The sequence below is a fragment of the Paracoccus versutus genome (genome assembly GCF_000763885.1).
GTDB lineage: Bacteria > Pseudomonadota > Alphaproteobacteria > Rhodobacterales > Rhodobacteraceae > Paracoccus > Paracoccus versutus.
This window is the reverse complement of record NZ_JRKO01000027.1, coordinates 16,804-40,410: the sequence shown is the minus strand read 5'-3', so window position 1 is coordinate 40,410 and position 23,607 is coordinate 16,804. Positions and strand designations below refer to the sequence as shown.

Here is a 23,607-nt window from a genome sequence, read left to right as displayed (position 1 = left end):
CACATGGGCGGGTCCGGGGTCATCGACGAGTTCCTGGCGGTCTTCACCAGCTATATCGACTCGGGCTTCGGGCTGCTGGGCGGCGAAGTCGCTTTCATCGCCTCGACGCTGATCGTCATCGACGTGACCCTGGCCGCCCTGTTCTGGGCCTGGGGGGCCGAGGACGACATCGTCGCCCGGCTGGTGAAGAAGACGCTCTTCGTCGGGGTCTTCGCCTACCTGATCTCGAACTGGCACAGCCTCGCCCGCATCGTCTTCGAGAGCTTCGCCGGGCTCGGGTTGCTGGCTTCCGGCACCGGCTTCTCCGCCGCCGATCTCATGCGGCCCGGCCGTGTCGCCCAGACCGGGCTGGATGCCGGGCGGCCGCTGCTGGACTCCATCTCCGATCTGATGGGCTGGGTCGCGGTTTTCGAAAACCTGATCCAGATCCTCTGCCTGTTCTTCGCCTGGGCGCTGGTGATCCTCGCCTTCTTCATCCTCGCCGTGCAGCTCTTCGTCACCCTGATCGAATTCAAGCTGACCACGCTCGCCGGTTTCGTGCTCATCCCCTTCGGATTGTTCGGAAAGACGGCATTCATGGCCGAACGCGTGCTCGGCAATGTCGTCTCCAGCGGTATCAAGGTGCTGGTGCTGGCGGTGATCATCGGCATCGGCAGCACCTTGTTCGGAAGATTCACCACGGGCTTCGGCGGCGCCGCGCCCACTGTGGACGATGCCATGGCCATCGTGCTGGCGGCGCTGTCCCTGCTCGGCCTCGGCATCTTCGGTCCGGGCATCGCCACCGGCCTTGTCTCCGGCGGGCCGCAACTCGGCGCGGGCGCCGTGGCCGGTACCGGGCTGGCCGTGGGTGGCGCCGCGCTGGCCGCCGGCGGCGCCACGGTGCTCGGTGCCAAAGGTGTCGCAGCGACGGCGCGGGGCGGGGCCGCCACGGCGGGGGCCGCCTCCACCGCCTATAGCCTCAACTCCGCCGGACAATCCGGGATCGGCGGCGCCCTCTCCGGCGCCGCCGGCGTCGGCAAGGGCGCGGGCATCGCCGCCATGACCCCGCTGCGCCGGGCGGCGGCCAGTCTCAAGGCCAGCCGCGAAGCCGGCGTGAAGGCCGGTTTCACCAGCACCGGGGGATCGACCACGCAGGGCACGCTTGGCGGCACGAGTGCCGGTGCCGCCGGCGTGGCGCCAACCAGCGGCAATGCGCCCGCCTGGGCGCGAAGCATGCGTGGCCAGTCGCTTGCCCGGGGCGCCACCGTCACCGCCCATGCGGTGCGCTCCGGCGACAGCCATGGCCCCGGCCCCTCCATCTCCCTTTCCGAAAGCGACAAGCCATGAACCTCTTCAGACGACCGACAACGCATTTCGGCAAAACGCCCGAGCCGGTCACGCCCTATCAGAAGGCGGCGCAGGTCTGGGACGAGCGCATCGGCTCGGCCCGCGTGCAGGCGCGGAACTGGCGGCTCATGGCCTTCGCCTGCCTGTTCCTGGCCGCCGGGTTCGCCGCTGCTCTGATCTGGCAATCGGCGCGGGGCACCGTGGTGCCATGGGTGGTGCAGGTCGACGATCTCGGCCAGGCTCAGGCCGTGGCACCGGCCGCTGCCGACTATCGCCCCAGCGATCCGCAGATCGCTTGGCATCTCGGCCGCTTCATCGAGCAGGTCCGGTCCATTCCCGCCGATCCGGTGATCCTGCGCCAGAACTGGCTCCGGGCCTATGACTGGACCACCGACCGTGGCGCGGCGGCGCTGAACGACCATGCCCGCGGCAACGATCCCTTCTCGAGGCTGGGCGAGCGGCAGATCTCGGTGGAGGTGTCGAGCGTCATCCGCGCCTCGCCAGACAGTTTTAGGGTCGCCTGGACAGAAAAGCGCTACGAGAACGGCCAGCTGTCGGCCACCGAGCGCTGGACCGCCATCCTGACCGTGGTGATCCAGACGCCGCGAACCGCTGAGGCCCTGCGCGCCAATCCGCTCGGCATCTACGTCAATGCGATCTCATGGTCGCGGGAGATGAGCCAATGACCAGTGGTCTCACCGAAGGAATGAACTGGAAGCCGGTGAAGCGTTTGCCTGGATCCATGCTGGCCGCGGTCCTGCTGTCGGCCACCGTGCTGGCGGGCTGCGCTACCAGCAAGGCCCCGCAGTTCAGCTATGACGATCATGTACCAGCGCTGCCGTCGCCGCCCGCTGCCGTTGCCGACCCGGTCCCGAAACCGCTGCATGTGCCGCCGGGCTGGACTCCGGCGCGTGGCGGCAATGCGGCGGAGAGTCCGGTCGGCCGGGTGGCCAATGCCAACCTCGCCGCCCGCGTCGAGCCGCGCCGCGAGGGCTATTACAACGCCATCCAGGTCTATCCCTGGTCCGAGGGCGCGCTCTATCAGGTCTATGCCGCGCCGGGACAGATCACCGATATCGCGCTGGAACCGGGCGAGCAGCTGACCGGCACCGGTCCCATCGCAGCCGGCGACACCGCGCGCTGGATCATCGGCGATACCGAAAGCGGCAGCGGCGCGTCCCGCCGCGTGCATGTGCTGGTCAAGCCCACCCGGCCGGACATCGCCACCAACCTGGTCATCGCCACCGACCGGCGCAGCTACATGCTGGAACTGCGCGCCGGCGAGGAGACCTGGATGCCGGCGGTGTCATGGCATTATCCGGAAACTTCGTCGTCCACGGCCACGCATCGGCGCACTGTTTCTGCCGCGCCGGTGATCCCCGCCGCCGCCGCGCGCAACCACCGCTACGGCTTGCAGATCGAGGGTGCGAACCCGCCCTGGCGGCCGGTCTCGGTCTTCGACGACGGCCGCCGGGTCTATGTCGTGTTTCCCCGCGGCATCGTGCAGGGCGAGATGCCGCCGCTCTTCGTCATCGGCCCGGAGGGCAAGCCGGAAATCGTCAACAGCCGCAGCCACGGCAATGTGCTGATCGTCGACCGGCTCTTCGGCGTGGCCGAACTGCGCCTCGGCTCCGGCAAGCGCCAGCAGGTGGTGCGGATCCATCGCCTGCAGCCGGCAAAGCAAGCGGTTGTGCCGACAGACGGGCGTGTTGGCGCCGGAACTTCGCGAGGATCGTGACCATGACCGGGAAGGAATCTGCCGCAGCGCCGATGCGCCTACGGGCCGAGCCGCCCCGCGTCACCCGGCTGTCGCGAAAAGTGCTGGCGGGCCTGGCCGGGATCGGCGCGCTCGGCATCGGTGCGGCGCTGATTTATGCCCTGCAGGGCAAGGACATGGAACGAACCGGCGAGGAGCTGTTTTCCACCGAGACCCGCGCCACCGCCGACGGGCTGGCGGAATTGCCGCGCGACTATGCCGGCCCCGCCCTCGGACCGGCGCTGCCCGGCGATCTCGGCCGCCCGATCCTCAATGCCCGGAATCGCGGTGCGCCGGTGCCGGCACCGGATATCGTCGGCCCGATTGAGGCCGCACCCGCCATGGATGCGGCGGAGCAGCAGCGGCTGGCGGAAGAGGAAGCGGCGCGGCTCAGCGGCGTGTTCTTTCAAGGCGGGCCACGGCCTGCGGGCGGATCGGGTGGTGGTGCAGCCAACGCCGTTCAACCTCTCGGTGGCTATGACCCCATAGGACAGCCTGAGGCTGCAGGTGCGCAGGACCGGCACGCGGCGTTCCTAGGCGGGGCTGCCGATCGCATCACGGTGGCCCCGGATCGCGTCGAACCGCCGGCCTCGCCCTATATCCTGCAGGCCGGATCGGTGATCCCGGCGGCGCTGATCACCGGCATCCGCTCCGACCTGCCCGGACAGATCATTGCCCAGGTCACCCAGCCAGTCTACGACAGCCCGACCGGCTCGATGCTGCTGATCCCGCAGGGCACCCGCATCATCGGCGAATACGAGGACGGCGTCACATTCGGCCAGCGCCGGGTGTTGCTCGTCTGGAACCGGCTGATCTTTCCCGATGGCCGCTCGCTGGTGCTGGAGCGCCTGCCCGGCGCCGATGCGTCCGGTTACGCCGGGCTCGAGGACGGGGTCGATTATCACTGGTGGGATCTGATGAAGGCGGCCGGGCTCTCGACCATTCTGGCTGTCGGCACCGAACTTGCCGCCGGCGACGAGGAGGACCGGCTGATCCGCGCCATCCGCGACGGCGCACAGGACACCGTCGATCAGGCCGGCCAGCAGATCGTCCAGCGCCAGTTGCAGGTCGCCCCGACGCTGACCATCCGGCCGGGTTTCCCGGTCAGGATTCTGGTGGGCCAGGATCTTGTGTTCGAGAATGCCGGAGGATGACACCATGACGAAGCTGAAGCTGGGACCGATCGCGGATGATACGCCCGTGAAACTGACCGTCGAATTGCCCGCCGGCCTGCACAGGGATCTGGTGCTCTATGGTGAACTGCTCGGCCGCACTGGCTCCGGCGGGCCGGGTGCTGCGGTCTCGCCGCAGAAGCTCGTCGTGCCGATGCTGGAGCGGTTTCTGGCCTCGGATCGAGGGTTCGCGAAAGTGCGGAGAAACGTCGGTGCCGGGCGTCAGTCTGGCGATTGATCCGCTACGCCTTGCCGTCTTGTGCGGACAGGATTCGCGCCAGGCTGAGCAAGCGGCGCAGGGCCGGATTGTCGTTGCGCGGCGACCAGACCGCGCAGAAGGGCAGGGGCTCCGCCGCGAGCGGCCGAAAGACGACGCCGGGGAAGCTCACGCCGGTCGTTGCCTCGCTGGTGAGCGTCAGCCCGGTGCCCAGGGCGACCAGTTGCATCAGCGTGTCGCGGGAAACCGGGCAGCGTTCGACACTGGGATGATGGCCGAGTTCGGACAGATGCCGGACCAGATAATCGTGGATTTCCGGTCCCGGACCGGTCTCGCTGACGACGAAATGCCTGTCGCGCAACTCGGGCCAGGCGATCCGCTTTCGCACCGTCAGGTCGTCGTCCTTCGGAAGCGCCACGAAAACCCGCTCTTTCCAGAAAACCTCGACATCGCATTCCGCCGCTTCCGGGGTGCCGGTCAGGAACGCCACGTCCATGCAATGCTGGCGCACGGCGGCGATGTGATCGCTTGGGCTGCGTTCCACGATCACGCATCGCACACCGGGATGATCGTCATTGTAGCGGCGCAGCAGATCGGCGAGGAAGCCCGAGGCCAGCGAGGCGAAGATGCCGATCTGCAACACGCCATGCTCGACCCGGCCGGCCGCCCCGACATCCTTGATGGCAAGGTCGACCTCGTTGAGCGCCCGTCGGGCGTGGATCAGAAATCGCCTCCCGGCATCCGTCAACGTCACGCCGCGCTTGTGGCGGATGAACAGCGCCGCGCCGGTCTCGTCCTCCAGATCGCGGATGCGCCGGCTGATCGCGGATTCCCGCACGCCGAGCTCACCCGCCGCCGCGCTGAAGCTGCCATGCTCCACCGCCGCGACGACATAGCGGAGGTGGCGCAGCTCGATTATCGTTCTGCCGGATCGCGGTACCATTCGCAGGCGTCCATTAGCGATTCGTAAACTGTGGTGCACGTTTTTCCGCGAAGGCAGTCATCCCCTCGCGACGGTCGTCCAGGGCGAAGGTCGCGTAGAGCAGGCGGCGTTCGATATAGAGGCCCTCCTGCAGGTGGGTCTCATAGGCCTTGTTCACTACCTCTTTCGCAAGTTGCACCACGGGTCGTGACGAGGCGGCAATCTGGGCGGCCAGTGCCACCGCCTCTGCCAGATGGGTGCCGGCAGGGACGACCCGACTGACGAGCCCGAAGGACAGCGCCTCGGCTGCTGACAATGCGCGACCAGTCAGGATCATGTCCATCGCGACCGCCTTGCCGGCGATCCGGGTCAGGCGCTGCGTGCCTCCGGCGCCGGGAATGATGCCAATGCCGGTCTCCGGCAGCGCGAATCGGGCGGTCTCCGACGCGATGATAATGTCGCACATCAGTGCAATCTCGCAGCCGCCGCCGATCGCATGGCCGGAAACAGCCGCGATGACCGGCTTGCGCACCCTACTGATGCCCTCCCAGGTCGCGGTGATCAGCTGTTCCTCGTAGACCTCGGCAAAGGTCTTGTCCTTGATTTCCTTGATGTCCGCGCCGGCGGCGAAGGTGCGCTCGGATCCGGTGACGACGATTGCGCCGATTTTGGGATCCGCGTCGAATTCGGCTGCAGCCTGTGACAGTTCTGTCGTCAGCTGCCGGTTCAGCGCGTTCAGGGCCTCGGGGCGGTTCAACGTGATGATCCCGACGGCGTCTTGGGTCGAGACAAGGATGTTTTCATAGGTCATGGCATGTCTCATGCGATGTGAACAAGGATCTTGCCCATGCGGGCGGGATCTTCGAGGTGGTCGAAGGCCGCCGACATCTCGGCCAGCGGAAAGGCGCGGTCGATCAGCGGAACGAAACCTCCCGCCTCCCAGGCGCGGATCAGCCGGCGGAGCTCCTCCAACGAGCCCATGGTCGAGCCGTGGACCGACAGCTGCCGCACGAATAGCCGCTGGATGTCGGCCGACGGATGCGCCCCGGTGGTGGCGCCGCAGGTCACCAGATGACCGCCGCGCGCCAGGCTGCGCAGCGAGCCGGCCCAGGTTCTTTCACCGACATTGTCGATGACGAGGTCGGCGCCCTCGTTACCCGTCAGGTGCAGCACCGCCTTCGGCACATCCTGGGCGCGGTAATCAATGGCCTCGATCCTGAGAGCGCGAAAATGCGCCAGTTTCTCGTCACCTGTGGTGGTGACGATCACTCGCGCGCCCGCCATGCGCGCCAGTTGCATCGCCGCATAGGCGACGCCGCCGCCCGCGCCTTGCACCAGAACGACACGGCCGGGCGCTGCCGGCATCTGGCCGAAGACCATGCGCCAGGCGGTAAGATAGGCCACGCCCAGAACCGCCGCCTGCTGCATGTCGGCATGAGGCGACAGCCTAACCAGAGAACGGGCCGGCAACACCACCTGCTCGGCGAAGGTGCCATGGCGATGCTCGCCCAGGATGCGGGCGGAATGGCAAAGCGGCTGGTCCCCGGCAAGGCAGGGCCGACAGGCGCCGCAGAACTCGTAGGGATAGAGGATGACCCGGTCCCCCGACGCCAGCCCGGAATCGCCCGGCGCCTCGATCACCTCGCCTACGCCATCCACGCCCATGATCAGCGGAAGGTCGTGGGTGATGCCGGCACCATTGTCGCGCATGTAGAGATCGACCCGATTGACCGAGGCCGCAACCATGCGCACCCGCGCCCAGCCTTGCGGACGATCCGGTGCCGGCAGGTCATGCAGGCCGACCCCGTCGAGACCCCGCTGATGCAGAACGATAGCTTTCATGCAGATTCCTCCCCTTGGCTGAAGGGTAGATGCATTGCCACAATATGGCAACAGGGTTGCGTATCATCGCTGCCAATATGGCGTTTATTTCGATAATTTCTGACTTGATAGAGGCATTAAGAGAGAATATATATAAATATATTGTCACAAATGGGGAGGATGAGATGGCGATGGATCCCGATACGCTCGTGCAGCTTTGCGCGACCTTGCGCCGCTTCGTGGACGAGCAGTTGATTCCTGCCGAGGCCGAGGTTGCCGAAACCGACGCCATTCCCGAGCGGATCGTTGCCGGCATGCGCGAGTTGGGCCTGTTCGGGCTGACCGCACCCGAGGAATACGGCGGGCTGGGCCTGGCGATGGAAGAGGAGGTCATGGCCATCTTCGAGCTTGGCCGCGCCGCTCCTGCCTTCCGCTCGATGTTCGCAACCAATGTCGGCATCGGCATGCAGGGCATCGCCATCGACGGCACGCCCGAGCAGAAGGCGAAATACCTGCCGCGGCTGGCCTCGGGCGAGCTGATTGGCTCATTCGCGCTGACCGAGCCGGATGTCGGCTCGGATGCCGGTTCGGTCAAGGCGACGGCCCGGAGGGACGGCGATTTCTATGTGCTGAACGGCACCAAGCGCTTCATCACCAACGCCCCCCATGCCGGGCTGTTCACTGTCATGGCGCGCACCGATCCCGGGCAGAAGGGCGCCGCCGGCGTCTCGGCCTTCGCGGTCGAGCGCGGCGCGCCCGGCCTGTCCCTGGGCAAGCCGGAAAAAAAGATGGGCCAGCAGGGCGCCCATGTCTGCGACGTGATCCTCGAGGATTGCCGCGTGCCGGCCTCGGCGCTGATCGGCGGGGTCGAGGGGCGGGGGTTCAAGACGGCGATGAAAGTGCTGGACAAGGGGCGGCTGCATATCGCGGCGGCCTGCGTCGGCTTGGCCGAACGGATCATCGATGACATGCTGGACTACGCCGTTGCCCGTCGGCAGTTCGGCCGGCCGCTGGCGGATTTCCAGCTGCTGCAGGCGATGTTCGCCGATTCCCGCGCCGATGCCTATGCGGCGCGCTGCATGGTGCTGGACGCGGCGCGCAAGCGCGATGCCGGCCGGGATGTTGGCCTCGAGGCCTCCTCTGCCAAGATGTTCGCCTCGGAAGCGGTGGGCCGGATCGCTGACCGCAACGTGCAGGTGCATGGCGGCAATGGCTATATCCGCGAATACCGGGCCGAGCAGCTCTATCGTGACGCGCGGCTGTTCCGCATCTATGAGGGCACGACGCAGATCCAGCAGATCATCATCGCCAAGGCGATGGCGGCAGAGGCGCGGGTGCGTGCCGGCCTCTAGCGCGGCTGGTGCGGCGGGCTATTCCGCCGCCTTCCTGTCCGGTCCGGCTTCTAGGTCGATGTCCTTGAAATTCCGCAGCATCTTGTCGAGGTAATGGATCATGTGGATCCGGTCCTCGGTCGAGAAGCCGCGCAGCGCCTTGTCGTAGTAATCCGAGATCACCGGCCGCATGTCCTCGTCCCAGAGGCTGCGGCCCTTGTCTGTCAGTCGGATCAGGCGCGAGCGGTTGTCGTTTTGGTCCACCGCGCGCTCGATGTAATCCATCGCCTCCAGTCGCGTCAGGACGCCGGTCAGGTTCTGCCGGCTGACCAGCAGAAAGGCTGCCAGATCGCCCACCGCGACGCCGTTCTCGAAGGCGGGGCGGGTCAGCGCCCCCAGTACTGCCCATTGCTGCGTGGTGATGTGGTGCGCGTCCAGCGCCCGAGTGCCCGTCTTATGCAACATGTTGGCGCATTGGTAGAGGCGGAAAAAAAGCCGATTGCTCAGCCCCGATCCCAGATTCCCGATTTTCCTGCCGTTTTTCGTCATGCTGACAATCTGGCCGCAGTTGCTGGCAAGGTCAAGCCGCGCCGATGTGGCAAAATAAAGTAAATATATTGACATAAATTTGCAACTGCTGCAGGATGCTGGCAGGGAGGCCGTCCAGGGATTCGGACAAGGCATTTCGACAGGAATATCGCAAGAAATGCGATTTCTCTGGCCGAATCCCTATGGCCTGAAGTCAGGAAGGAGATCGCTTTGCGTGGCCTGAAAGGGAAAGTAGTTGTCGTAACTGGCGGCGGTGGTGGCATCGGTTCGGCCACCTGCCTGCGCTTCGCCGAGGAGGGGGCCCGGATCGTCGTGGCCGATGTCGGTGCCGAGGCCGCTGGTAAGGTCGTGGAAGCGATCCGCGCGGTTGGAGGCGAGGCCGCCGCGATGGTGGTGAATCTGGTCGATTACGATGCCACCGCCGCCGCTGTCGCCCGGATCGAAGCCGAGTTCGGCCCCATCGACGTGCTGGTGAACAACGCAGGTTGGGATCTGTTCACGCCGTTCCTGAAATCCGGCCCGGATTTTTGGAACAAGATCATCGACATCAACCTGCGCACGATGCTGAACATCACCAAGCCGGTTCTGGAATCGATGGTCTCGCGCGGCACCGGCGGACGCATCGTGTCGATCGGCTCGGACGCCGGCCGTGGCGGCTCGTCGGGGGAATCCGTCTATGGCGCCTGCAAGGCGGGGGTCATCGCCTTCATGAAAACACTGGCGCGCGAACATTCCCGCCACGGCATCACCTTCAACACCGTCTGCCCAGGCGTCACCGAAACCGGGATGCTGGAAAACTTCATGGAAGCGGCCGGCGACAAGGAAAAGCTGCGCGTGGCCTTTGCCAAGGCTGTCCCGCTGGGACGGCTGGGCAAGCCTGAAGATCTGCCCGGCGCGATCCTGTTTCTGTCCAGCGACGACGCGGCCTTCATCACCGGCCAGGTGATCTCGGTCTCGGGCGGTCTGACCATGCACGGATGAAAAGGAGAAGCCATGACCTATGAAGACATCATCTATGAAGTGAAGGACGGCGTCGCCACCATCACCATCAACCGCCCCGACAGGATGAACGCCTTTCGCGGCCAGACCTGCGAAGAGCTGATCCACGCCTTCAACAAGGCCGGCTGGGACAAGTCCATCGGGGTCATTGTCCTGACTGGTGCCGGAGACAGGGCTTTCTGCACCGGCGGCGACCAATCCGCCCATGAGGGGCAGTATGACGGGCGCGGCACCATCGGCCTGCCGATGGAGGATCTGCACTCCATCATCCGCGACGTTCCGAAGCCGGTGATCGCCAAGGTGCGCGGCTTTGCCGTCGGCGGTGGCAACGTGCTGTGCACGATCTGCGATTTCACCATCGCGGGGGAAAGCGCGCAGTTCGGTCAGGTCGGTCCCAAGGTCGGTTCGGTCGATCCGGGTTTCGGCACAGCCTTCCTGGCCCGCGTGGTGGGCGAGAAGAAGGCGCGCGAGATCTGGTACATGTGCCGCCGCTACAAGGCGGCCGACGCCCTGGCGATGGGGTTGGTCAATGCCGTGGTGCCCGACGACCAGCTCGATGCCGAGGTTGACCGCTGGTGCGCCGAGATCATGGAGAAATCGCCCACCGCCATCGCCATCGCCAAGCGCAGCTTCAACATCGACACCGAGCATCAGCGCGGCATTGCAGGGCTCGGGATGTATGCGCTCAGCCTCTACTACGACACCGACGAAAGCAAGGAAGGAGGCATCGCGTTCAAGGAAAAGCGCAAGCCAAATTTCCGAAAATTCTCAAAATAAAATAAGTGGTTACCAAGCAACTTTGGGAGGAGTTCATGCTTGAGAAGAACAAGAAAGCCGTTGTCGCCGTGGCGCTGGCAGCCCTGGCCACCTCTGCTGGGGCGCAGGACGGGCCGGTCAAGGTCGGCTTTGCCGCCGACCTGACCGGGGCTTGCGCGGCCCTGTCCGAAGACGGGCTGAACGGCGCGAAGATCGCTGCCGAAGAGATCAACGCGGTGGGCGGCATCCTCGGCCGTCAGGTCGAACTGATTGTGCGCGACACCCAGACCAAGCCCGACGAAGGCGCCAAGGTCGCGCGCGACCTGATCACCAACGACAGGATCGACGTGTTGACCGGTGTGTGTTCTTCAGCGGTGATGCTGGCGGAAAGCGCAGTCTCGGCCGAGTTGAAAGTGCCGTTCTATGCCGCCATCGGCTCGACCCAGCGGGCCAATATCGAACTGTTTCAGCCCTATTTCTGGCAGGTGCAGGCCAATGCCACGATGGAGGCCTATGCTGCGGCCGAGTATGTGGCGAAGAAGCCCGAATGGGAGAAGATCTCGGCGCTTGGTTCCGACTACGAATGGGGCCATACCTCGGTCGCGGCCTTCACCGAGCGACTGAAGGAGCTGCGCCCCGATATCGCCTTTGCCGATCCGATCTATGCCAAGGTTGGCGAGACCGCGATGGCGCCCTATATCACCGCGACGCTCGCGCAGCAGCCCGATGCGGTCTTCGCACCGCTGTTCGGTCCCTCGCTGGGCGCGACGCTGAAGCAGGGGCAGGGGTTCGGCTTCTTCCAGAAGACCAATCTCGTGACGCTGATGACGGTGGACACATTGCAATCGCAAGGCGCGTCGATGCCCGCCGCCAACGTCTATGGCATCGCCCGCGCACCGTTCTTCGCGCTGGAACAGTCGCCAGAGGTGACCGCCTTCATCGAGACGTATCGCGCCGCCTATGGCGAATATCCGACCGACTGGGCGATCAACGCCTATGACGGGCTGCATTTCTATGCCGCGGTGGCCGAAAAGGCCGGCACCGTCGAAGCCGAAGCGATCATCGCGGCGCTGCCGCAGGTCAGCTTCGACGGGCTGCGCGAAAAGGGCCTGACCATCCGCGCGCTGGACGGCCAGATGAACGCGCCGGTCTATGTCGGCAAGGCGGCCAAGGTCGAGGGCTACGACTTCCCGATCCTGACCGAGGTGGAAAAGTTCGAAGGCGCACCGCTGATGCCGGCCGAGGATCTGATCCTCCAGGCCCGCGAAGCCGCCAGGTAAGCCACTCTGCGAACCCGTCCCGGCGGGATGATCCGCCGGGACCAGCCAGAGGAAATCCAGATGGTTCTGATCCAGCTCGTCAATGGGCTCATGGAAGGCATGACGCTTTTCCTGATCGCCTCGGGATTGACGCTGATCTTCGGCGTCACCCGCATCATCAACTTCGCCCATGGTTCCTTCTACATGCTCGGCGCGTTCCTGACCTATGAGCTGGTGCCCTTGATCGCGCCGGGCACGCTTTGGGGCTTTTTCGTCGCCGTGGCGGTCTCGGCGGCGGCGGTCTCGGCCCTGGGCGTCCTGTTCGAGACGACCGTGCTGCGCCGCATCTACGGCAAGGACGGTATCCTGCAACTGATCGTCACCGTGGCGCTGGTGCTGATCATCCGCGACCTGGTGCGCATGACCTGGGGCGCGAACAGCGTCTCGGTGCAGATGCCCGATGCGCTGATGGGGGCGCTGGTTGCCGGCAACACCTATTTCCCGCTGTTCCCCATCGCGATTTTCGCCGCCGGGCTCACCGTGGTGTTCGCGATGATCTGGGTGATCTACTTCACCCGGGCGGGCATCCTTCTGCGCGCGGGCACCGATGACCGCGGCATGGTCGCGCTTCTGGGCGTGAACGAGAAGCTGATCTTCACCGCCGTCTTTGCAGCCGGGGCGTTTCTTGCCGGTCTGGCCGGGGGGCTGAGCGCGCCCTACGGCGAAGTGAACTACCTGCTCGACACCACCGTCATCGTCTCGGCCTTCATCGTCTGCGTGATCGGGGGGCTTGGCAACCTGTACGGTGCGCTGGCCGGTGCCCTGGTGGTCGGCGTCACCAAGGCGATGGGGGTGATGTACTTCCCGCGCCTGTCGATGGTCCTGATCTTCCTGATCATGGCCGCCGTTCTCATCGCTCGCTCGATGGGCCGTCAGGGAGGCCCGGCACGATGACCGCGCAGGATCTGAGAACCCTCTGGGCCAGGGTGGCCCGCGCCACCGTCAGCTGGCAATTCGTGGTTCCGGCACTGGCCGCGGTGCTGGCGATCAACTGGATGGCGTCGACCTCGACCTCGACCATGATGACCGAGATCATGATCATGGCGCTTTTCGCCTCGTCGCTGAACCTGCTGATGAGCTTTGGCCACATGGTCAGCTTCGGCCACGCCGCTTATTTCGGCCTCGGCGCCTATGGCTTTACCCTGGCCGTGGTGCGGGGTGGGGTGCCGCCGGAACTGGCGCTGGCTGTCGGCCCGCTGGCAGCGGCGCTCGGCGGGCTGGTCTTCGGCGCGCTTTGCGTGCGGCTGACGCAGATCTACTTTGCCATGCTGACGCTGGCCTGTGCGCAGATCACCTATACCGTGCTGTTCCAATGGTATGCCTTCACCGGCGGCGATACCGGCATCACCGGTTTCATGATCCCGCGCTTCGGTCTTTCCGAAAAGGGTTATGCGACTGCGGTGCTTGTGGTGGTGACACTCTGCCTGCTGGCGCTGTGGGGGATCGTGAAATCCCCGCTCGGCCTGTCGATCCGGGCGGTGGGGCAGGATCGCTACCGGGCCGAGGCGCTTGGTCTGGGCGCGCGGCGGGTGCAACTGGTAGCCTTCGTCATCGCCGCCTTTTTCGCCGGCGTTGCGGGCACGCTTTACTCGGTGCTGCATGGCGCGGCCTTCCCCGACTATGCCGGTCTGGGCATCACGCTGGACGGGCTGATCATGGTCGTCATCGGCGGCTTGAACAGCTTTGCCGGCGGTATCTGGGGCGCCATCATCTACGAAGTGCTGGCCACCTTCGTCTCGAAGGTGATCCATGAATGGGAGCTGGTGCTGGGCCTGATCCTGCTGGCGATCTGCCTGGTGGCGCCGGCCGGCTTCGCCGGTGTCTCGGCCCGGCTGCGGGCGATGCTCGGGGGGATCTTCTGATGGAGCCGATCCTCTCCGCCCGCCACATCCGCAAGGCCTACGGCGCCTTCATTGCGCTGAAGGACATCTCCTTCGACATCCCCAGGGGCGAACGCCACGCCCTGATCGGCCCCAACGGGGCAGGGAAATCCACCTTTATCGCCTGTGTCGCCGGACAGTTGCCGGGGGTGGAGGGGAAGATGGTTTTCAAGGGTGAGAACATCCTGTCGCTGCCGCCCGCGCGGCTGGCGAAAAAGGGGATCGGCCGTACCTTCCAGATCAGCCGCGCCTTCCTGCACATGACGGTGCTGGAAAACATGATGGTGGCTTACGTCATCGCCTCGGGCAAATGGGCTTCGCTCTCGGGCCGGGTTTATGCCGAAAGGATCGACAGCGCTCATGCCATGCTGGAAACCGTGGGCCTCGCCGAGCGGGCGCGGGACACGGTCGCGGACCTGAGCCTCAGCGACCGCAAACGTCTGGAATTCGGCATGGCGCTGGCTGCCGACCCGGACCTCCTGCTGCTGGACGAGCCTACCGCCGGGATGTCGATCAAGGAACGCCACTTCCTGATGGAGATGGTGGCCGAACGGGTCGATGCCACCGGCAAGACGCTGATCTTCGTCGAGCACGACATCGACGTGGTGATGAAGATCGCCGGGCGCGTCACCGTCATGGTGCGCGGCGCGATCCTCGCACAGGGCACACCCGAGGAGATCAGGGCCAATGACGAGGTGCAGGCCGTTTATCTGGGAGGGGGGCACTGATCATGCTGCGCATTTCAGATCTGCACGCCGCCTATGACAAGGCCGAGGTTCTGCAAGGGATCGACCTGGAGGTCGGCCCCGGCGAGGTGATCTGCCTGATCGGACGCAACGGCGTCGGCAAGTCGTCGACCATGAAGTCCATCGTCCGCGACCAGATCGTCGTCACCGGGGGCGAGATCGTCTTCGACGGCCAGTCGCTGGCCGGGGTGCGGCCGCATGACGTGATCCGCCGGGGCGTGGGCTACGTGCCCGAGGACCGGCGCGTCTTCGCTTCGCTCTCGGTGCTGGAAAACCTGAAGGTGCCGCGTCCCGTCGCCGCCCCCGACCGCCGGCGCTGGACGGTGGACGAGGTGTTCCGCCTGTTCCCGCAATTGCATGACTATCGTCACCGCAGCGCGGGAGTGATGAGCGGGGGCGAGCAGCAGATGCTGTCCATCGCCCGGTCGCTGCTGACCTGCCCGAAGCTCCTCCTGCTCGACGAGCCGCATGAGGGGCTGGCCCCGAAAATCGCCGAGGAGGTGGTCGACGCCATCGTCGCGCTGAAGCGCGAGGGGGTGTCGATGATCGTTTCCGAACAGGCGCTGAACACGATCCGGCGCTGCGCCGACCGGGTTTACGTCATCGACCGGGGCATGACGGTCTGGAACGGCAGCGTCGACGGCTTTTACGCCGACCCGGAAATCACCCGGAAATTCCTTATGGTTCAATGAGGCAGCCCATGTATCCCACCATCTTCGACACCGAGGAACTGAACGCGCTGCGCGATCTTGCCCGCAAGTTTGCCGCCGAGAAACTGGCCCCCGGCTATCAGTCCCGTGAAAAGGCGGGTGGCTTTGGCCCCGACCTGCTGCGCGGGATGGGCAGCCTCGGCCTGATCGCGCCGGAACTGCCCGAGGAATTCGGCGGCCTCGGCTCGGGCGCGATCTATTCCGGTGTCATCATCGAGGAAATCGCCAGGGGCGATTTCAACATGGGCTATGTCAATATCCTCGCCTCGCTCAACGGCCAGATCCTGGCGAATTTCGCCAGTCCCGAGATCAAGCGCGAATGGTTGCCCAAGCTGATCGGGGGCGAGTTGATCGTCGCCATCGCCTTGACCGAGCCGCGTGGCGGTTCGGATGCCGCGAACCTGGGCTTGCGGATGGAACGCGCCGGCGACCATTATGTGATCAGCGGCGAGAAAACCTCGATCTCTTGCGCCGATCAGGCGAAAGGCGCGGTGGTCTTTGCCCGCACCGGCAGGCCCGAGGACAAGGCGCGCGGCATTTCCGCCATCTTCGTGCCGATGGACACGCCCGGCATTTCCACCACCCGCTTCACCGACCTGGGCCAGCACGCCATCGGCCGCGGCTCGATCTTCTTCGACAACGTGCGCGTGCCCGCCGATCACCTGCTGGGAGAGGAGGGCAAGGGCTTCGTCCAGGTCATGCAGGGCTTCGACTTCTCGCGTTCGCTGATCGGGCTGCAATGCCTGGGCGCCGCGCGGCAATCGCTGGACGAGACTTGGGCGTATATCGGAGAGCGAAAGGCCTTTGGGAAGCCGTTGGCGGCCTTCCAGGGCATCAGCCACCAGCTCGCCGATTTCGACACCAAGGTCGAGGCGGCGCGTTTGCTGTCGTTGAATGCGCTTTGGCTCAAGGACAACGGCCTGCCGCATGTGGCCGAAGCCGCGATGGCGAAATGGTGGCCGCCGCTTCTGGCCTACGAGGCGATCCATGCCTGCCTGCTGATCCATGGCCATGCCGCCTATTCCAACGAATTGCCGTTCGAGCAGCGGCTGCGCGACGTGCTGGGCCTGCAGATCGGCGACGGCACCGCGCACATCATGAAGAACATCATCGCCCGCGAGCGGGCCGGCAAGGCCGTCACCGGCTGAGCCGCCGACATAGAGGGGAGGAGGAACCCATGAAATTCGATGCCGTCCTGATCGAACCGCGCCGTGCCCGGATGGAGGCCGAGGGCCTCTGGCCCGGCAAGACGCTGCTCGACTATTTCGAGGAATGCCTGCGCGAAAAGCCGCAGGCGGTGGCGCTGACCAGCATCGTGACAGCGACCGGCGACCGCCGTGACCTGACCTGGGCCGAACTCGACGCGCTGTCCTGGCGCGTGGCGGCGGGACTGCACCGGCTCGGCCTTGGCCGCGACGATGTGCTGGCCTGCCAGCTTTCCAACAGCTGGGAGTTCGTCGCGCTCTATATCGGTTGCCGCAAGCTAGGCGTGGTCTTCAATCCGGTGATGCCGATCTTTCGCGAACACGAGCTGCTGTTCATGCTGAAGCATGGCGAGGCCAAGGCCTTTGTGGTGCCGAAACTGTTTCGCGGCTTCGATCATGAGGCCATGGCCGAGGGCATGCGGCCGGATCTGCCCGATCTGCGCCATGTCATCGTTGCCAGCGGCAATGGTCCGAACAGCTTCGATGCGCTGTTGCTGGATCCGGCGCTGGAGGTCACCGAGGATCTGCGCGTCGTCTCGGCCCGCGACCGGGGCGACGCGAACGACGTTTGCCAGCTGATCTACACCTCGGGCACCACGGGCGAGCCCAAGGGCGTGATGCATACGGCGAACACGATGTATTCCAACCTCGTGGCCTATGCCGACCGGCTGCATCTGGGCGCGGATGACACCGTGCTGATGTTCTCGCCGATGGCGCACCAGACCGGCTTCATGTATGGGTTCCTGATGCCGGTGATGCTGCGCGCCCGCATGATCCTGATGGACAGCTGGGACAAGGATCTCGCAGCGCGGCTGATCCAGGACGAGCGGGTCAGCTTCACCATGGCCTCGACCCCCTTCCTGATGGACCTGTCCTCGGCGGTCGATGAGGGCGCCACCGATCCTTCCTCGCTGCGCATCTTCCTTTGCGCCGGCACTGCGATCCCCGGACCACTGGTCGAACGGGCCCAGCGGATATTGGATGCCAAGGTCATTTCGGCCTGGGGCATGACCGAGAACGGCGCCGTCACGGTGGTCGCACCCGAGGATCCTGACGAGCGTTCGGTGCAGACCGACGGCTTTGCCCTGCCGGGGATGGAACTACAGATCCGCGGCCCGGACGGTGTGCCGCTGGGCCCGGGGCAGGAGGGAGAGCTGTTCGTGCGCGGCTGTTCGAACTTCGCCGGCTATCTCAAGCGGCCGCAATGGAACGCCACCGATGCCGAGGGCTGGTTCGATACCGGCGACATCGCGCGCATGGACGAGCAGGGCTATATCCGAATCTGCGGCCGCTCCAAGGACGTGATCATCCGGGGCGCCGAGAATATTCCGGTCGTCGAAGTCGAGGCGCTGCTTTACAAGCATCCGGCCGTGCAGCAGGTGGCCATCGTCGCCTATCCGGACGAAAGGCTGGGCGAGCGTGCTTGCGCCTTCATCGTGCCGAAGCCCGGCCAAAGCATCGATTTCCCGTCGATGGTGGACTTCCTGTCCGGCCTTCATCTGGCCAAGCAGTATTTTCCCGAGCGGCTGGAAGTTCGCGACCGCCTGCCTTCGACCGCATCGGGCAAGATCCAGAAATTTGCGCTGCGCAACGAACTGCGGGCCGAATACGAGGCCATGAAGAAATGACCCGTATCGCAGGACCACGTGTCGTGTTGACAGGGGCAGGCGGACCGATGGGTCGCGCCGTCGCCAGGCGGCTGCTGCAGGACGGGGCCGAGGCTTTGGCCCTGGCCGACATCTCGGGTTCCCGGCTGGCGGAAACCGTGGCGCTTCTAGGCGCCGAATATCCTGCCGCGCGCATTGTTTCGTTGCGTTGCGACATTACCGCCGCGACCGAGACCGAGGCGTTCTGCGCCCTGGCGCTGGAAGGCTTCGGCGGCGCCGATGTGCTGGTCAATACCGTGGGCGGCATCCGCTCGCCCCGGCTCTACACTCGGTTTCTGGAAATGGACGAGGCGCAGTTCCGCTCGACCTTCGACCTGAACCTGATGGGGAATTTCCACCTGATCCGCACTCTGGCGCCGGGGATGGTCGAACGCGGGCTCGGCCGGATCGTCAACTTCGCCACAGTGGTGTTCGGCGGTGAGGCGGGGCAGGTGGATTACGCGGCCGCCAAGGCTGCCACCGCTTCGCTGACACGCAGCCTTGCGGCCGAGCTGGCCCCCGCCGTGACCGTCAATGCCGTCGCGCCTGGGCTGACCCGCACCTCGGTCACGCAGAACATGCCCGCAGACGAGGCTGCGCGCCTGACTGCGCTGGCCTTCAATCGCCGCATGGCCGAACCCGAGGAAATCGCCGAAGCGGTGGCCTTCTTCTCATCCGAGGTGGCCCGCTTTGTCACCGGCGAAATCCTGGCCGTCTCTGGCGGCATCCACCCGCATCTCTGAAAGACACACATGACCGACGCGGTTCACCTTTCCCTTGCCGACGACATCGCACTGATCACCATCGACAATCCGCCGGTGAACGTCACCTCGCGCGCGGTGCGCGAGGGGCTGATGGTGGCGCTGGACCGGGCGGAAGCAGCCGGTGTCGCGCGCGTGGTGCTGACCGGCGCGGGAAAAACCTTTGTTGCCGGGGCGGATGCGAAAGAATTCTCTGCCCCGCCGCAGCCACCGCATCTGCCCGAGATCGTAAACCGGATCGAGAGCTTCCCGGTGCCGGTCGTTGCCGCGATCAACGGGGCGGCACTGGGTGGAGGACTGGAAGTGGCGCTGGCCTGCACCGCGCGGGTGGTGGCATCCAGGGCGACCCTGGGCCTGCCCGAGGTGACGCTGGGCGTCGTCCCCGGTGCGGGCGGCACGCAGCGGTTGCCCCGGCTGGTCGGGCTGGAGCAGGCCCTGTCGCTGATCGCCGAGGGCCGGGTGATCGGCGCGGCCGAGGCGCTGCGGATCGGCCTCGTCGATGCCGTGGCCGACGACCCTGTGGCCGCCGCTCGCACATTGGCTCTGCCGGACCGTCCCGCGACCGGCGCGCAGCCCGCACCCGCCTGCGATCCCGCAGCCATCGAGGCGGCCCGCAAACGGGCCGCCCGGCGCAGCCCGCAGCAGATCGCCCCGCAAAGGGCCATCGACCTGATCGAGGCCGCCCTGCGCCTGCCCTTGGCCCGAGGGCTGGCGCTGGAACGCCAGACCTTTCTGGATCTGAAGACCGGCGATCAGGCTGCTGCCTTGCGCCATGTCTTCTTTGCCGAACGCGCCGCGATGGGGCAGGGCAAGGCCCAAGGGGCGGATGTCCGCTCGGCCGTGGTTGTGGGCGGCGGCACGATGGGCGCGGGCATTGCCTATGCCCTGGCCGGTATTGGTGTCACCGTCACGCTGATCGAGACCGACGCCGCCGCTGCGGAACGCGCCCGTGCCAACATCGCGCGGTTGTTCGACGATGCGGTCAAGCGCGGCAAGGCCAGTGCGGAAAGCGCCGCTTCGGACATGGAGCGGCTGTTCACCTTCCGCGCCGGCTATGACGACCTGCCCCCGGTGGACATCGCCATCGAGGCCGTGTTCGAGGATCTGTCGATCAAGCGGCAGGTTTTCGCCGCGCTGGATGCGGCTTTGCCGGAAACCGCGATCCTGGCAACCAATACCTCTTATCTGGACCCGGACCGGATCGCCGGGGGTGTGCGCAATCCTGCGCGCTTCCTCGGCCTGCATTTCTTCAGTCCGGCGCATGTGATGAAGCTGGTCGAGGTGATCCGGGCGCGGGACACCGGGCCGGAAACCCTTGCCACCGCCCTGCGGCTGGCAGCACGGCTGAAGAAGATCCCGGTGCTGGCGGGGGTCTGCGACGGCTTCATCGGCAACCGTATCCTGACCCGCTATCGCCAATGCTGCGACGTGATGCTGATCGAGGGCGCGCTGCCCGCGCAGATCGACGCAGCGATGCGCGGCTTCGGCATGGCGATGGGACCCTATGAGGTGCAGGACCTGTCGGGGCTGGACATCGCCTATGCCAATCGCAAGCGGCTGGGCTGGAAGACCAGGCCGGGCTTTCGCTACATCCCCATCGCCGACCGCATCGTCGAGGAGACCGGCCGCCTGGGCCGCAAGACTGGCGCCGGCTGGTATGATCACGCGGGCGGCAGGCCCGCACCCTCGGCGCTGATCGACGGAATCGTGGTGGAGGAAAGCGTGCGGGCAGGGATCGTGCGGCGTCGCTTTGGCGAGGACGAGATCGTGGCTCGTGCGACCGCCGCGATGGTCGAGGAAGGCTTCCGCATCCTGGACGAGCGGATTGCCGAACGCTCGGCCGACATCGACCTTGTGATGATCCATGGTTACGGCTTTCCGCGCTGGCGCGGCGGGCCGATGCATTGGGCGGGCCGCGCGGGCCTGTCTGAAATCCTGCGGCGGATCGAAGGCTATGCCGCCGAAGACCCCCTGTCCTGGGGCGTTCCCGACCTGCTGACCCGTGCCGTGGCCGAAGACAAAACCCCCGAAGAGTTGTGAGGATCCGATGACCGACGCCTTCATCTGCGATTATATCCGCACGCCAATCGGCCGCTATGGCGGGGCGCTGGCCCCGCTGCGCACCGACGATCTGGCCGCGCTGCCGCTGGCGGCGCTTTTGGCGCGCAATCCCGACCTCGACCCGGCGGCGGTCGAGGAGGTCTGGCTGGGCTGCGCCAACCAGGCGGGCGAGGACAACCGAAACGTGGCGCGCATGGCGCTGCTGCTGGCGGGTCTGCCGGAAACCGTGCCGGGGGTTACGGTGAACCGCCTCTGCGGCTCGGGGCTCGAGGCTGTCGCGGCCGCCGCTCGCGCGATTCGGTCGGGCGACATGGATCTGGCCATCGCCGGAGGCGTGGAAAGCATGACTCGGGCGCCTTTCGTGATGTCCAAGGCGCCGGGCGCCTGGAGCCGTGCGAACGAAATCCATGACACCACCATCGGATGGCGCTTCGTCAATCCGCGGATGCAGGCGCAATACGGCACCGACTCCATGCCCGAGACCGCGCAGAACCTGGCCGACGACCACGCGATCAGCCGCGAGGATCAGGATGCCTTCGCCCTGCGGTCGCAACAGAAGGCCGGTGCGGCGCAGGCGAATGGCCGGTTGGCGCAGGAAATCCTGCCGGTGACCGTTGCGCTCGGCCGCGGCAAGACGACCGAAGTGACTCGGGACGAACATCCCCGCGCCACCATGCTTGAGGATCTGGCCCGGCTGAAGCCGATCACCCGGCCTGAAGGGTCGGTTACTGCCGGCAATGCCAGTGGGGTAAACGATGGCGCGGCGGCACTGATCGTAGCATCGGAGATGGCGGTGAAGCGCCACGGGCTAAGACCGCTGGCGCGGATCGTGGCGGGTGCCTCGGCCGGTGTCGCGCCACGCGTGATGGGCTACGGCCCGGTGCCGGCGGTGCAGAAGCTGCTGGAAAAGGCCGGGATCGGCCTCGATGCGCTGGCGCTGATCGAGCTGAACGAGGCCTTCGCAGCGCAGGCGCTGGCCGTCATCAGTAGCCTTGGGCTTGCGGACGATGACCCCCGGGTGAACCCCAACGGCGGCGCCATCGCGCTTGGCCATCCGCTGGGGATGTCGGGCGCCCGCATCGCCGGCTCTGCCGCCCTCGACCTGTCGCAGGGCACCGGCCGCTATGCCCTGGCCACGATGTGCATCGGTGTCGGCCAGGGCGCGGCACTGCTTCTCGAACGTGTTTGATTCCCGGAGGATTTCTGATGACCGAGAAACCGAAACTCAAGCCGAAGGACGCCCCCGGCCTTGGCCGTTTCAATTGGGAGGATGCCTTCCGTCTGGACGGCCAGCTGACTGAGGATGAGCGGATGCTGCGCGACGCGGCGCGCAACTTCGCTCAGGAGAAACTGCAACCACGCGTCATCAGGGCCTTCGCCGAGGAAGAAACCGATCCGGCGATCTTCCGCGAGATGGGCGAGATGGGCCTTCTGGGTGTGACGGTGCCTGCGGAATACGGCGGGCTGGGCGCCAGCTATGTCGCCTACGGCCTCGTTGCCCGCGAGGTCGAGTGGGTCGATTCCGGCTATCGTTCGATGATGTCGGTGCAGTCGAGCCTGGTGATGTATCCGATCTACGCCTACGGATCCGAGGAACAGCGACAGAAGTATCTTCCCAAACTGGCCTCGGGCGAGTTCGTCGGCTGCTTCGGCCTGACCGAGCCCGATGCCGGCTCGGACCCGGCGGGCATGAAGACAGTCGCGAAAAAGACGGCGGACGGCTATGTGTTGAACGGCACCAAGACTTGGATCTCGAACAGCCCTATTGCGGACGTGTTCGTGGTCTGGGCAAAATCCGAGGCGCATGGCGGCAAAATCCGCGGCTTCGTGCTGGACAAGGGCGCAAAGGGCCTCTCGGCGCCGAAGATCGGCGGCAAGCTAAGCCTGCGCGCCTCGATCACCGGCGAGATCGTGATGGACGCTGTTGAAGTGGGTGAGGACGCGCTGCTGCCGCATGTCGAGGGGCTGAAGGGTCCGTTCGGCTGCCTCAACCGCGCCCGCTACGGTATTTCCTGGGGGGTGCTGGGCGCAGCAGAGTTCTGTTTCCATGCCGCGCGACAATATGGCCTCGACCGGAAACAGTTCGGCCGGCCCTTGGCGAACACGCAGATCTACCAACTCAAGCTGGCAAATATGCTGACCGAGATCAGCCTGGGCCTTCAGGCTTCCTTGCAAGTGGGGCGCCTGCTCGACGATGCGAATGCCGCGCCCGAGATGATCTCCGTCGTCAAGCGCAACAACTGCGGCAAGGCGCTGGAGATCGCGCGGGTTGCCCGCGACATGCATGGCGGCAATGGGATTTCCGAGGAATTCCAGGTGATCCGGCACATGGTCAATCTGGAAACCGTCAACACCTACGAAGGCACCCATGACGTGCATGCCCTGATCCTGGGCCGCGCGATCACCGGGCTGCAGGCGTTCTATTGAGGA

At 65.8% G+C, this 23,607-nt stretch carries 23 protein-coding genes; 19 read left to right on the top strand and 4 right to left on the bottom strand.

Annotated elements, in window-relative coordinates; all coding sequences use genetic code 11:
- Nucleotides 1-3 precede the first annotated feature (3 nt).
- The 5 genes from trbL to IT40_RS13475 are packed head-to-tail and all read left to right on the top strand — an operon-like array spanning nt 4 to nt 4,492.
- Nucleotides 4-1,326 carry a P-type conjugative transfer protein TrbL gene (trbL, locus tag IT40_RS13495; RefSeq protein WP_036755974.1) on the top strand — a complete coding sequence of 441 codons (1,323 nt, stop codon included), beginning with the start codon at nt 4-6 and terminating at the stop codon, nt 1,324-1,326.
- Nucleotides 1,323-2,012, top strand: a complete 690-nt coding sequence (trbF, locus tag IT40_RS13490; protein WP_036755971.1) for a conjugal transfer protein TrbF — start codon at nt 1,323-1,325, stop codon at nt 2,010-2,012. Before trbL ends, trbF begins: the two co-directional genes overlap by 4 nt.
- Before the next feature lie 20 nt (nt 2,013-2,032).
- Complete coding sequence (gene trbG / locus IT40_RS13485) at nt 2,033-3,064, top strand: P-type conjugative transfer protein TrbG (protein ID WP_052095921.1); 1,032 nt, start codon at nt 2,033-2,035, stop codon at nt 3,062-3,064.
- A gap of 2 nt (nt 3,065-3,066) precedes the next feature.
- On the top strand, nt 3,067-4,236 hold the full coding sequence (locus tag IT40_RS13480; protein WP_208021365.1) for a TraB/TrbI/VirB10 family type IV secretion system protein: 1,170 nt from the start codon (nt 3,067-3,069) through the stop codon (nt 4,234-4,236).
- A 4-nt stretch (nt 4,237-4,240) separates the two neighbouring features.
- A complete protein-coding gene (locus IT40_RS13475) occupies nt 4,241-4,492 on the top strand; it encodes a DUF2274 domain-containing protein (RefSeq protein WP_036756084.1) in 252 nt (83 codons plus the stop codon).
- A 4-nt stretch (nt 4,493-4,496) separates the two neighbouring features.
- On the opposite strand, the gene IT40_RS13470 is transcribed toward IT40_RS13475, so the two are convergent.
- The 3 genes from IT40_RS13470 to IT40_RS13460 are packed head-to-tail and all read right to left on the bottom strand — an operon-like array spanning nt 4,497 to nt 7,235.
- A complete protein-coding gene (locus IT40_RS13470; RefSeq protein WP_052095920.1) occupies nt 4,497-5,414 on the bottom strand; it encodes a LysR family transcriptional regulator in 918 nt (305 codons plus the stop codon).
- Between the two features lie 13 nt (nt 5,415-5,427).
- Nucleotides 5,428-6,204 carry an enoyl-CoA hydratase-related protein gene (locus tag IT40_RS13465; RefSeq protein ID WP_036755968.1) on the bottom strand — a complete coding sequence of 259 codons (777 nt, stop codon included), beginning with the start codon at nt 6,202-6,204 and terminating at the stop codon, nt 5,428-5,430.
- Nucleotides 6,205-6,212: 8 nt separating this feature from the next.
- Complete coding sequence (locus IT40_RS13460) at nt 6,213-7,235, bottom strand: zinc-binding dehydrogenase (RefSeq protein WP_036755965.1); 1,023 nt, start codon at nt 7,233-7,235, stop codon at nt 6,213-6,215.
- Nucleotides 7,236-7,399: 164 nt separating this feature from the next.
- Between IT40_RS13460 and IT40_RS13455 the strand changes: the two genes are divergently transcribed.
- A complete protein-coding gene (locus IT40_RS13455) occupies nt 7,400-8,566 on the top strand; it encodes an acyl-CoA dehydrogenase family protein (RefSeq protein ID WP_036755962.1) in 1,167 nt (388 codons plus the stop codon).
- Between the two features lie 18 nt (nt 8,567-8,584).
- On the opposite strand, the gene IT40_RS13450 is transcribed toward IT40_RS13455, so the two are convergent.
- Nucleotides 8,585-9,010 (bottom strand): MarR family winged helix-turn-helix transcriptional regulator, encoded by a 426-nt coding sequence (locus IT40_RS13450; protein WP_243700226.1) that lies wholly within the window; start codon nt 9,008-9,010, stop codon nt 8,585-8,587.
- A gap of 294 nt (nt 9,011-9,304) precedes the next feature.
- Between IT40_RS13450 and IT40_RS13445 the strand changes: the two genes are divergently transcribed.
- From IT40_RS13445 to IT40_RS13390, 13 genes are read left to right on the top strand one after another with little or no spacing between them, the layout of a single operon-like run.
- On the top strand, nt 9,305-10,075 hold the full coding sequence (locus IT40_RS13445) for an SDR family NAD(P)-dependent oxidoreductase (protein ID WP_208021364.1): 771 nt from the start codon (nt 9,305-9,307) through the stop codon (nt 10,073-10,075).
- A 12-nt stretch (nt 10,076-10,087) separates the two neighbouring features.
- The gene (gene badI / locus IT40_RS13440) at nt 10,088-10,870 is read left to right on the top strand and encodes a 2-ketocyclohexanecarboxyl-CoA hydrolase (RefSeq protein WP_036755956.1); all 783 of its coding nucleotides are present in this window, start codon (nt 10,088-10,090) and stop codon (nt 10,868-10,870) included.
- A 35-nt stretch (nt 10,871-10,905) separates the two neighbouring features.
- Entirely contained in the window at nt 10,906-12,129 is a 1,224-nt protein-coding gene (locus IT40_RS13435; RefSeq protein ID WP_116171193.1) for an ABC transporter substrate-binding protein, read from the top strand.
- 60 nt (nt 12,130-12,189) lie between these two features.
- Nucleotides 12,190-13,062, top strand: a complete 873-nt coding sequence (locus IT40_RS26780; RefSeq protein WP_166436118.1) for a branched-chain amino acid ABC transporter permease — start codon at nt 12,190-12,192, stop codon at nt 13,060-13,062.
- A complete protein-coding gene (locus IT40_RS26775) occupies nt 13,059-14,030 on the top strand; it encodes a branched-chain amino acid ABC transporter permease (RefSeq protein ID WP_052095916.1) in 972 nt (323 codons plus the stop codon). The genes IT40_RS26780 and IT40_RS26775 overlap by 4 nt, the downstream gene beginning before the upstream one ends.
- Entirely contained in the window at nt 14,030-14,776 is a 747-nt protein-coding gene (locus IT40_RS13425; protein ID WP_052095915.1) for an ABC transporter ATP-binding protein, read from the top strand. The genes IT40_RS26775 and IT40_RS13425 overlap by 1 nt, the downstream gene beginning before the upstream one ends.
- Nucleotides 14,777-14,778: 2 nt before the next feature.
- Nucleotides 14,779-15,486, top strand: a complete 708-nt coding sequence (locus tag IT40_RS13420; RefSeq protein WP_052095914.1) for an ABC transporter ATP-binding protein — start codon at nt 14,779-14,781, stop codon at nt 15,484-15,486.
- Between the two features lie 8 nt (nt 15,487-15,494).
- On the top strand, nt 15,495-16,652 hold the full coding sequence (aliB, locus tag IT40_RS13415) for a cyclohexanecarboxyl-CoA dehydrogenase (RefSeq protein ID WP_036755945.1): 1,158 nt from the start codon (nt 15,495-15,497) through the stop codon (nt 16,650-16,652).
- Nucleotides 16,653-16,681: 29 nt separating this feature from the next.
- Nucleotides 16,682-18,337, top strand: coding sequence for a cyclohexanecarboxylate-CoA ligase (gene aliA, locus IT40_RS13410; RefSeq protein WP_036755943.1), 1,656 nt, complete (start codon nt 16,682-16,684; stop codon nt 18,335-18,337).
- Complete coding sequence (locus IT40_RS13405) at nt 18,334-19,098, top strand: SDR family NAD(P)-dependent oxidoreductase (RefSeq protein WP_084197112.1); 765 nt, start codon at nt 18,334-18,336, stop codon at nt 19,096-19,098. The genes aliA and IT40_RS13405 overlap by 4 nt, the downstream gene beginning before the upstream one ends.
- Nucleotides 19,099-19,107: 9 nt before the next feature.
- Entirely contained in the window at nt 19,108-21,156 is a 2,049-nt protein-coding gene (locus IT40_RS13400; protein ID WP_036755940.1) for a 3-hydroxyacyl-CoA dehydrogenase NAD-binding domain-containing protein, read from the top strand.
- Between the two features lie 7 nt (nt 21,157-21,163).
- On the top strand, nt 21,164-22,366 hold the full coding sequence (gene pcaF / locus IT40_RS13395; protein ID WP_036755936.1) for a 3-oxoadipyl-CoA thiolase: 1,203 nt from the start codon (nt 21,164-21,166) through the stop codon (nt 22,364-22,366).
- Between the two features lie 17 nt (nt 22,367-22,383).
- Nucleotides 22,384-23,604 (top strand): acyl-CoA dehydrogenase, encoded by a 1,221-nt coding sequence (locus IT40_RS13390; protein ID WP_036755933.1) that lies wholly within the window; start codon nt 22,384-22,386, stop codon nt 23,602-23,604.
- Nucleotides 23,605-23,607: the final 3 nt, after the last annotated feature.

Excerpts from the sequence above, each read along its gene's own strand:
- trbL (WP_036755974.1), top strand. The coding sequence starts at position 4 with ATGGGCGGGTCCGGGGTCATCGACGAGTTCCTGGCGGTCTTCACCAGC.
- trbF (WP_036755971.1), top strand. The coding sequence starts at position 1,323 with ATGAACCTCTTCAGACGACCGACAACGCATTTCGGCAAAACGCCCGAG.
- trbG (WP_052095921.1), top strand. The coding sequence starts at position 2,033 with ATGAACTGGAAGCCGGTGAAGCGTTTGCCTGGATCCATGCTGGCCGCG.
- IT40_RS13480 (WP_208021365.1), top strand. The coding sequence starts at position 3,067 with ATGACCGGGAAGGAATCTGCCGCAGCGCCGATGCGCCTACGGGCCGAG.
- IT40_RS13475 (WP_036756084.1), top strand. The coding sequence starts at position 4,241 with ATGACGAAGCTGAAGCTGGGACCGATCGCGGATGATACGCCCGTGAAA.
- IT40_RS13470 (WP_052095920.1), bottom strand. The coding sequence starts at position 5,414 with ATGGTACCGCGATCCGGCAGAACGATAATCGAGCTGCGCCACCTCCGC.
- IT40_RS13465 (WP_036755968.1), bottom strand. The coding sequence starts at position 6,204 with ATGACCTATGAAAACATCCTTGTCTCGACCCAAGACGCCGTCGGGATC.
- IT40_RS13460 (WP_036755965.1), bottom strand. The coding sequence starts at position 7,235 with ATGAAAGCTATCGTTCTGCATCAGCGGGGTCTCGACGGGGTCGGCCTG.
- IT40_RS13455 (WP_036755962.1), top strand. The coding sequence starts at position 7,400 with ATGGCGATGGATCCCGATACGCTCGTGCAGCTTTGCGCGACCTTGCGC.
- IT40_RS13450 (WP_243700226.1), bottom strand. The coding sequence starts at position 9,010 with ATGTTGCATAAGACGGGCACTCGGGCGCTGGACGCGCACCACATCACC.
- badI (WP_036755956.1), top strand. The coding sequence starts at position 10,088 with ATGACCTATGAAGACATCATCTATGAAGTGAAGGACGGCGTCGCCACC.
- IT40_RS13435 (WP_116171193.1), top strand. The coding sequence starts at position 10,906 with ATGCTTGAGAAGAACAAGAAAGCCGTTGTCGCCGTGGCGCTGGCAGCC.
- IT40_RS26780 (WP_166436118.1), top strand. The coding sequence starts at position 12,190 with ATGGTTCTGATCCAGCTCGTCAATGGGCTCATGGAAGGCATGACGCTT.
- IT40_RS26775 (WP_052095916.1), top strand. The coding sequence starts at position 13,059 with ATGACCGCGCAGGATCTGAGAACCCTCTGGGCCAGGGTGGCCCGCGCC.
- IT40_RS13425 (WP_052095915.1), top strand. The coding sequence starts at position 14,030 with ATGGAGCCGATCCTCTCCGCCCGCCACATCCGCAAGGCCTACGGCGCC.
- IT40_RS13420 (WP_052095914.1), top strand. The coding sequence starts at position 14,779 with ATGCTGCGCATTTCAGATCTGCACGCCGCCTATGACAAGGCCGAGGTT.
- aliB (WP_036755945.1), top strand. The coding sequence starts at position 15,495 with ATGTATCCCACCATCTTCGACACCGAGGAACTGAACGCGCTGCGCGAT.
- aliA (WP_036755943.1), top strand. The coding sequence starts at position 16,682 with ATGAAATTCGATGCCGTCCTGATCGAACCGCGCCGTGCCCGGATGGAG.
- IT40_RS13405 (WP_084197112.1), top strand. The coding sequence starts at position 18,334 with ATGACCCGTATCGCAGGACCACGTGTCGTGTTGACAGGGGCAGGCGGA.
- IT40_RS13400 (WP_036755940.1), top strand. The coding sequence starts at position 19,108 with ATGACCGACGCGGTTCACCTTTCCCTTGCCGACGACATCGCACTGATC.
- pcaF (WP_036755936.1), top strand. The coding sequence starts at position 21,164 with ATGACCGACGCCTTCATCTGCGATTATATCCGCACGCCAATCGGCCGC.
- IT40_RS13390 (WP_036755933.1), top strand. The coding sequence starts at position 22,384 with ATGACCGAGAAACCGAAACTCAAGCCGAAGGACGCCCCCGGCCTTGGC.